This is a genomic window from Tahibacter sp., assembly GCF_035481375.1.
GTDB lineage: Bacteria > Pseudomonadota > Gammaproteobacteria > Xanthomonadales > Rhodanobacteraceae > Tahibacter.
The window spans coordinates 1-8,238 of record NZ_DATIGT010000226.1; the positions used below are offsets into that span (position 1 = coordinate 1).

Annotated in this window: 3 protein-coding genes; 2 read left to right on the top strand and 1 reads right to left on the bottom strand. The window is 68.2% G+C overall.

The features are described from left to right. Positions 1 to 58: 58 nt before the first annotated feature. Positions 59 to 3,619 (bottom strand): DNA polymerase III subunit alpha, encoded by a 3,561-nt coding sequence (dnaE, locus tag VLF18_RS14820; protein WP_325280408.1) that lies wholly within the window; start codon positions 3,617 to 3,619, stop codon positions 59 to 61. 199 nt (positions 3,620 to 3,818) lie between these two features. Between dnaE and VLF18_RS14825 the strand changes: the two genes are divergently transcribed. Further along, positions 3,819 to 6,656 carry a penicillin acylase family protein gene (locus VLF18_RS14825; RefSeq protein WP_325280409.1) on the top strand — a complete coding sequence of 946 codons (2,838 nt, stop codon included), beginning with the start codon at positions 3,819 to 3,821 and terminating at the stop codon, positions 6,654 to 6,656. 383 nt (positions 6,657 to 7,039) lie between these two features. Further along, positions 7,040 to 8,238 (top strand): tetratricopeptide repeat-containing sulfotransferase family protein (locus VLF18_RS14830; protein ID WP_325280410.1); only part of this gene is annotated, 1,199 nt, incomplete at its 3' end.

The following is an 8,238-nucleotide window of genomic DNA, read 5'->3' on the forward strand; positions in this document are numbered from 1 at the left end:
GTATAGCGGCTCGGATGACGGAGCTGGGACTGACGGGCGCGACGGTTCCGCGGCACCGTCAATCGCCGCCGTTGCCGGCCGGCTGCGCGCGCGCGAGCACGAGATTGACATCGGCCGTGCCCGGTAGCTGGCGCAGCGCGCGCAGCAGGGTCGGTCCGGCGCGCACGCGCCACTCGGCCGAGGCGTCGAGCTTGCAGCCGCCGCCGCGCGCGTTCGTGTATTCGATGCGCAGCGGCGTCGACCCGCCGCGATAGCCGAGCAGCGCTGCCTTGAGCTGATCGATGTAGCCCGATGCCGGCGCCTTGACCGCGACATGCAGCCCGCGCGCGAAGCGCTCGCAGGCTTGATCCAGCGTCAGCACGCTGCGCGCCCGCAGCTGGTTGGCATTGGAGAAGTCGTCGAACGACAGGCCGCCTTCGATCACGAGCATTGCGTCGCGCGCGAGCAGATGGCCGTACTCGGTGTAGGCGTCGCGGAAGAAGCTGGCCTCGATGCGGCCGCTCCAGTCCTCGATCGTCACGAAGGCCATGGAATCGCCGCGCTTGCGCAGCGCGACGACCTGTCCCGCGATCGTCCACGGCGTGTCGGGCCCGCGGCGGAAGCGGTTGTCGCCGTCGTCGCCGTCCTTCTTCTTGAATTTCGGCGGCTGGAACTTCGTTTCGATCTGGCCGAGCTCGCAGGTGCCGAGCTGCAGCAGCAGCGGCTTCCAGGCATCGGTCGGATGGCCCGACAGATAGTGCCCGAGCGTTTCGCGTTCGCCGGCCAGGCGCTGTTCCAGCGGCCATTCGTCCACATCGGGCGGCATCTGCACGAGCACCGGCGTGCCGAAGCTCGCGCCGAAGATGTCGACCTGTCCGCTCTGGCGGTCCTTGAGCGACTGCTCGGCGGCCTTGGTCGCTTCGGGCAGATGCGCCATCAGCGTCGCGCGGTTCTTGCCGCCGAGGCCGTCGAGCGCGCCCGCGTTGATCAGCGCCTCGAGCACGCGCTTGTTGAGCTTCTGCGGATCGACGCGCTGACAGAAATCGAACAGGTCCTTGTACGGTCCGCCGCTGCGGCGCTCGGCGACGATGCTCTCGCAGGCGCCATGGCCGACGCCCTTGATCGCTCCGATGCCGTAGCGGATCGCGCCGTCGTCGTGCGCCTCGAACATGTATTCGGATTCATTGACGTGCGGCGGCAGCACGCGGATCCGCATCGCGTGCGCTTCGTCGAGGAAATTGACGACTTTGTCCGTGTTGTCCATGTCCGAGGACATGACCGCAGCCATGAACTCGGCCGGGTAGTGCACCTTCAGCCACGCGGTCTGGTAGGCGACCAGCGCATAGGCGGCCGAGTGCGACTTGTTGAAGCCGTACTCGGCGAACTTCTCCATGAGATCGAAGATCGAGCTCGCGAGCTGCGGATCGACGTTGTTCGCCGCCGCGCCGGCCTCGAACTTCGTGCGCTCCTTCGCCATCTCCTCGGGCTTCTTCTTGCCCATCGCGCGGCGCAGCAGGTCGGCGCCGCCGAGCGAGTAGCCGGCGAGCACCTGCGCGATCTGCATCACTTGTTCCTGGTACACGATGACGCCGTAGGTCGGCGCGAGCACGGGTTCCAGCGACGGATGCGGGTAGGTCACGGCGGCGTTGCCGTGCTTGCGGTCGACCCAGTCGCGGTCCATCCCCGAGCCCAGCGGGCCGGGGCGGAACAGCGCGGCGAGCGCGATGATGTCCTCGAAGCGGTCGGGCTTGGCGCGCTTGAGCAGCTCGCGCATGCCGCGCGATTCGAACTGGAACACCGCGACCGTGTCGCCGCGCGCGAACAGCTTGTACGACTCGACGTCGTCGAGCGGCAGCGCGGCGATGTCGATCGGCGCCTCGCCCTTGCGCGCGCGCCGCGCGTTGATCGCCTTCAGCGCCCAGTCGATGATGGTCAGCGTGCGCAGGCCGAGGAAGTCGAACTTGACCAGGCCGACCGATTCGACGTCGTCCTTGTCGAACTGCGTGACGACGCCGGCGCCGCCGGCTTCGCAGTACAGCGGCGCGAAGTCGGTCAGCTGCGACGGCGCGATGACGACGCCGCCGGCGTGCTTGCCGGCGTTGCGCGTGAGGTCTTCGAGTTCGCGCGCGAGATCGAGCAGCGCCTTGACCTCTTCCTCGGCGTGATAGCGCTGGATCAGCTCGGCCGAGGCCAGCGAGGGATCCTTGCGCGCCGCGTCGGATTCGCCGAGCGCGTCGTCCAGGCTGATGCCGAGCGTCATCGGGATCAGCTTCGCGATGCCGTCGACGAAGCCGTAAGGATGGCCGAGCACGCGGCCGCAGTCGCGCACGGCCGCCTTCGCGGCCATCGTGCCGTAGGTGATGATCTGGCTGACGTGGTCGCGGCCGTAGGCCTGCGCGACGTAGTCGATGACGCGGTCGCGTCCGTCCATGCAGAAGTCGACGTCGAAGTCGGGCATGGACACGCGTTCGGGATTGAGGAAACGCTCGAACAGCAGGTCGTAGGGCAGCGGATCGAGATCGGTGATGCCCAGCGAATAGGCGACGAGCGAACCCGCGCCCGAACCGCGGCCCGGTCCGACCGGAATGTCGTTCTGTTTGGCCCAGTTGATGAAGTCGGCGACGATCAGGAAGTAGCCCGGAAAGCCCATCTTCACGATGACGTCGACTTCGATCTCCAGGCGCTGCTCGTAGTCCTCGACGGTCTTGTCCGGCGCTGGTCCGTGCTTGGCCAGGCGCGCGGCGAGGCCGCGCCGCGCCTGCTCGCGGATGAAGCTGTCGAGCGTGTGTTCCGGCGGAACCGGGAACGCCGGCAGATAGTACGTGCCGAAGGACAATTCCAGATTGCAGCGTTTTGCAATCTCGACGCTGTTCTGCAGCGCTTCGGGCAGGTCGGCGAACAGCTCCGCCATCTGCCCGGGCGACTTCAGGTACTGTTCCTGCGTGTAGTCGCGCGGCCGCTTCGGATCGGCCAGCACGCGGCCCTGGTGGATGCACACGCGCGCCTCGTGCGCGGCGAAGTCGCCGGGCAGCAGGAAGCGCACGTCGTTGGTCGCGACGACCGGGCAGGCCAGCGCGGCCGCGAGGCGCAGCGCCGCATCGTTGAACACGGCCTCCTGCGGATGGCCGACGCGGCAGATCTCGACGTACAGGTCCTCGCCGAACAGCGCGAGCCACTGGCCGCCGCGCGTTGCGGCGAGTTCGCCGTTGCCGGCGAGCAGCAGATGGCCGACATCGCTGTCGCGGCCGAGCAGCGCGATGAGTCCTTCGCTGTGGTCGCGCATCCAGGCCGGGTCGACCTGCGCGAAATCGCCGTGCTGGCCTTCGATGTAGGCGCGCGACAGCAGGCGCGACAGATTGAGATAGCCCGTGCGGTTGCGGCACAGCACGGTGATCCGGGTCGGCTTGTTGCGGTCGGCCGGGTTCGCGATCCAGAGATCCGCGCCCGCGATCGGCTTGACCCCGGTTTTCTCGGCTTCCTTGTAGAACTTCACGAGGGCGAACAGATTGACCTGGTCGGTCAGCGCGAGCGCCGGCATGTCCGCCTTCGCGCAGGCTTTCATCAGCGAGCCGATGCGGATGGTCGAGTCGATCAGCGAGTATTCGCTGTGGACATGCAGATGGACGAAACGTGCGGTCATGTCGATCGAGGCCCGGCGGCGCAGCGTAAGCGCAGGGCCGGGCAGGGGCAAGGCTTGACACGCGGCCGGCCCACGGCGCCGACGCGGCGCCATTCAAACGTTCGTGTTGCAGCGCCGAATGCGACGCCCGTCACAGACGTATACGCTCGGGATTCGCCGCAGCACCCGCGACCGCGGCTCATCCCTGGGAGAAAACGACATGCCTCAGACCCGTCTGCAGCGCACTTGCCGCCGCGTTCTCGCGCTTGCCGTCGCCGCGGCGTTGCCGGGTGCCGCGCTCGCCGAGCCGATCAAGATCCCCGAACTGCGCGCCGCCGCGAGCATCGCGACCGACGCCGAAGGCATTCCGCTGATCAAGGCGCAGAACGAGCACGACCTGGCGTTCCTGCAGGGCTATGCGCATGCGCGCGACCGCTTCTTCCAGATGGACTTCAGCCGCCGCGGCGCGAGCGGCACGGTCGCCGAACTCGTCGGCCAGCCCGCGCTCGCCAACGACGTGCAGACGCGCACGCTTGGTCTGCGCCGCGCCGCCTGGGCGACCTGGCAGGCGGCGAGCGACGACACGCGCGGCTGGCTCAAGGCCTACGCGGACGGCGTGAACTACTGGCTGCGGACCACCGCGAGCCTGCCGCCGGAATACGGCGCGCTCGAGATCAGCCAGGTCGATCCATGGTCGCCGGTCGACAGCATCGTGATCGGCAAGGCCCTCGCGTTCCAGCTCTCGTTCGATCTCGACATCCAGAGCACGCTCGAACTCGGCGCCTACCAGCAGGCCGGCCGCGCCGGCAATTTCGACGGCACCGCACTGTACTTCGGCGATACGCATCGCCTGGCGCCGCCGGACAATCGCGTGACGATCGCGCCGGCGAGCCCGGGCGACGCGCCCGAGGCGCTGAAGTCGTTGGCCGTCCCCGCGATCGATGCGACGACGCTCGACCTCGCGCGCGCCTATCGCGACAAGATCGCCGACCATCCGCTGATCGGGCCGCACCTGCAGCCGCGCGAGAATCGCGCGGGTTCGAACGAATGGGTGCTGTCGGGCGCGCTGACGCTCTCGGGCAAGCCCATTCTGTCGAACGACCCGCACCTGAGCCTCGCGCTGCCGTCGGTATTTGTCGAGCAGCACCTCAACGCGGCGAGTCCGGCGATCAACGTCACCGGCGTCACCGTCGCGGGCGCGCCCGGCGTGATCCAGGGCTGCAACGACAAGCTCTGCTGGGGCACGACGACGAATCCGCTCGACGTCACCGACGTGTTCCAGGAAACCTTCCGCGTCAACAGCTACGGCCTGCCGTATGCGACCGTGCACGGCACCGTGGAAGAGCCGGTCGAGTGGGTGTTCCAGAATTTCTATGTGAACAAAGTCGGCGACGGCACGGCCAACAATCTCGCGCGCGACAACACGATCGGCTACACCAACGGCGCGGTCACCGTCGTCGTGCCGCGGCGCAACCGCGGTCCGGTCGTGCAGATCAGCGGTGCGTCGGGACTGTCGGTCGCCTATACCGGCTGGGGCGCGACCGGCGAACTCGAATCGTTCCGCCGCATCAACCGCGCGCAGAATCTCGCCGAGTTCCAGCAGGCACTCACATACTTCGACGTCGGCTCGCAGAACTTCGCCTATGCCGATGTCGACGGCAACATCGCGTATTTCACGAGCGCCGAACTGCCGCTGCGCACGGACCTCCAGACCATGAACGCGCCGGACGGCAACCGCCCGCCGTGGCTGATCCGCGACGGCGGCGGCGGGCTCAAGCACGACTGGCTCGCGCTGTCCACGCGCCAGCCGAATCAGGCCGTGCCGTTCGACGTGCTGCCGGCTGCCGAAATGCCGCAGGTCGTCAATCCGGCCAAGGGCTGGTTCGCGAACGCCAACAACGACCCGGTCGGCACGACGCTCGACAACAACCCGCTGAACCAGGTGCGTCCCGGCGGGGGCCTCTACTACCTGAATTTCAAATATTCCGCCTACCGGCAGGGACGCATCGACCGCGAGCTTGCCGCGCTCGTCGCGAGCGGTCGCAAGTTGACCGTCGCCGACATGAAGGCGCTGCAGGCGAACAACCGGCTCATGGACGCCGAGCTCGTGTCGCCGCATCTCGTCAACGCGCTGAATCGCGCGAAGGCGGCGGGCGCCTGGGCGCCGCTCGCGGCGCTTGCCGCCGACGCGAACGTCGCCGCGGCGGTCACGCGCATCCAGAACTGGGACTTCAGCACGCCGACCGGTATTCCCGAAGGCTTCGATCCGGGCGACAACCCCGGCGCGCTGCCGGCACCGGGCGCCGCCGAGATCGATGCGAGCGTGGCGGCGAGCCTGTTCGCGATCTGGCGCTCGCAGGCGATCCGCAGCACTATCGACGCGACCGTGACCAAGGTCGGCCTCGGCTCGGCGCTGCCGGGCGGCTCCGACGGCTATGCCGGTCTCAAGTTCCTGCTCGACAGCTTCCCGGTGCTCAAGGGCAAGGGCGCCTCGGGTCTGAGCTTCTTCGTGCCGCCGGCCGCGGCCGGCACGCCGCCGACGCCCGAGGACGCGCGCGACTACGTGCTGCTCAAGAGCATGCAGGACGGCCTCGCGCGTTTTGCGAGCGCCGATTTCGCCGCCGCGTTCGGCGGTTCGACGAATCTCGCCGACTACCGCTGGGGCAAGCTGCACCGCATTCTGTTTGCGCACCCGCTGGGGTCGAGCTTCAATCTGCCGGGCAACAATCCTTATGGATTTGTGAACTATTCCGCCGCGCTGCCGGGTGTGCCGCGCGCGGGCGGCTTCGACGCGGTCGACGCGTCCAGCCACAACGCGCGCGCGAACGGCGTCAACGAATTCATGTTCTCGAGCGGCCCGGCGCGGCGCTTCGTCGGCGAGATGACGGCCGAGATCGGCGCGAGCGAAATCATTCCGGGCGGGCAGAGCGCCGTGCTCGGCAACCCGCGCTACGCGAGCCAGCTCGGACGCTGGCTCACGAACAACTACCACGCGCTGCCGGTCGGCGTCGCCGCAACGACCGCGGCGTCGACGAACGTGCAGGAGTTCGTGCCCTAGCAGGATGTCGAGAAACGGGCGTTTGCCCGTTTCTCAATCGAACGGCGCAAGCGAAGCTTGCGCGCGTTCTCCGAGAATCAATCGCTTGCGCGATCGACTCTCGTGCGATCCAAGTCGGCATCGCCCCAGCAGACTGTTTCTCAACAGCCTGCCAGGGCCGGAATCGGAGTCGGGAATCGCAAGGGCGGAGCGGTTGGCCTGCTAGCCACTCCCCGGATTCTTGTTCCCGGTTGCCGCGACCGCCCGCTGCCGTTGCTCGAACGATTCCCGTTTCCCAATTCCCGCCAATTCGCGACCGGGCGCGCTTGTGCGCCCGGGCCGCGCGACGATAATGCGCGTCCGGGCCGCGCGCGTACGCGGCCGTCGCAAGCAGTCCATTCCGCATGAGTTTGAGTTCCGAACAATATGCCGTCGCCATGGCAGATCTCCGGCGCGGCATAAACCTGGGGCAGACGGGGCCGGCCCTGCAGCAGTTCCTCGGCCGCCTCGAAGTCGGCAAGGCCGGCATCCAGCTCTGGATTCAAGGCGCCGAAGACCTGCTGCGCGGCAACCAGGCCGTGCCCGCGGGTCTCCTGATCGAAGCGGGGCTCAACCGCTGGGCGTCGTCGACGACCCTGCGCTACCTCTACGGCATCGCGCTGCGGCTGAGCGGCCACGTGCGCGAGGCCGAGCAGATGTTTCGCGAGGTCATCGCGGCCGAGCCGACGCATGCCGACGCGCCGCTTGCGCTCGCGTTCATGCTGCGCGAACAGGGACGCCTCGGTGCCGCGAGCGAGACGGTGCTCGCGCTGTGGCGCCGACACTCGCGCACGCGCATGGGCGATGCGCGCACGCTGCGCTTCCTGCAGGAATGCCAGCGCAACGCTGAAGCCGAGGAAATCTCGCAGGCCGTGCTCGATGCGAATCCGCGCGACGCGGAACTGCTGTCGATGACCGGCGAAATCTCGCTGACGCTCGGCCGATTCGGTTCCGCGCGGCGGCGTCTGCGCCTCGCCATCGAAATCGATCCGCAGCAGGCCGCGGCGTGGCTGCGGCTCGCGCACACGCACAAATTCTCGCGCACCGACGATCCGGACCTGCAACTGCTCGAAGAGGCGCAGCGACGCACCGACCTGCAGGAACCCGCGGCGCTGTGCGCGGCGTTCGGTCTCGGCAAGGCGCTCGACGACCTCGGCGACCATCCTCGCGCCGCACAGGTGCTGCGGAAAGCGAACCAGCAGTCGCGCGTGGCGTTTCCCTGGGACCTGCGCGGCTGGCAGCGTTTCGTCGAGATGCAGCTGCGCGCGCGCGTGCCGCTGCCGCTGCCGGTCGACGAACGGATCACGCCGGTGTTCGTCGTCGGCCTGCCGCGTTCCGGCACGACGCTGGTCGCGAGCCAGCTTGCCAAGCATCCGGACGTCTGCAATCGCAGCGAATTGAACTGGATCACCGCGCTCGCCGCGCAGCTCGGACCGTCGCCGGGTGCCGGCGCGCTGTCGACCGCGGCGCACCTCTATCGCAACCAGCTGCGCCAGGACGACGCGGCGGTACGCTGCTACGTCGACAAGAACCCGCTGAACTTCCGGCACCTCGGCCTGATCGC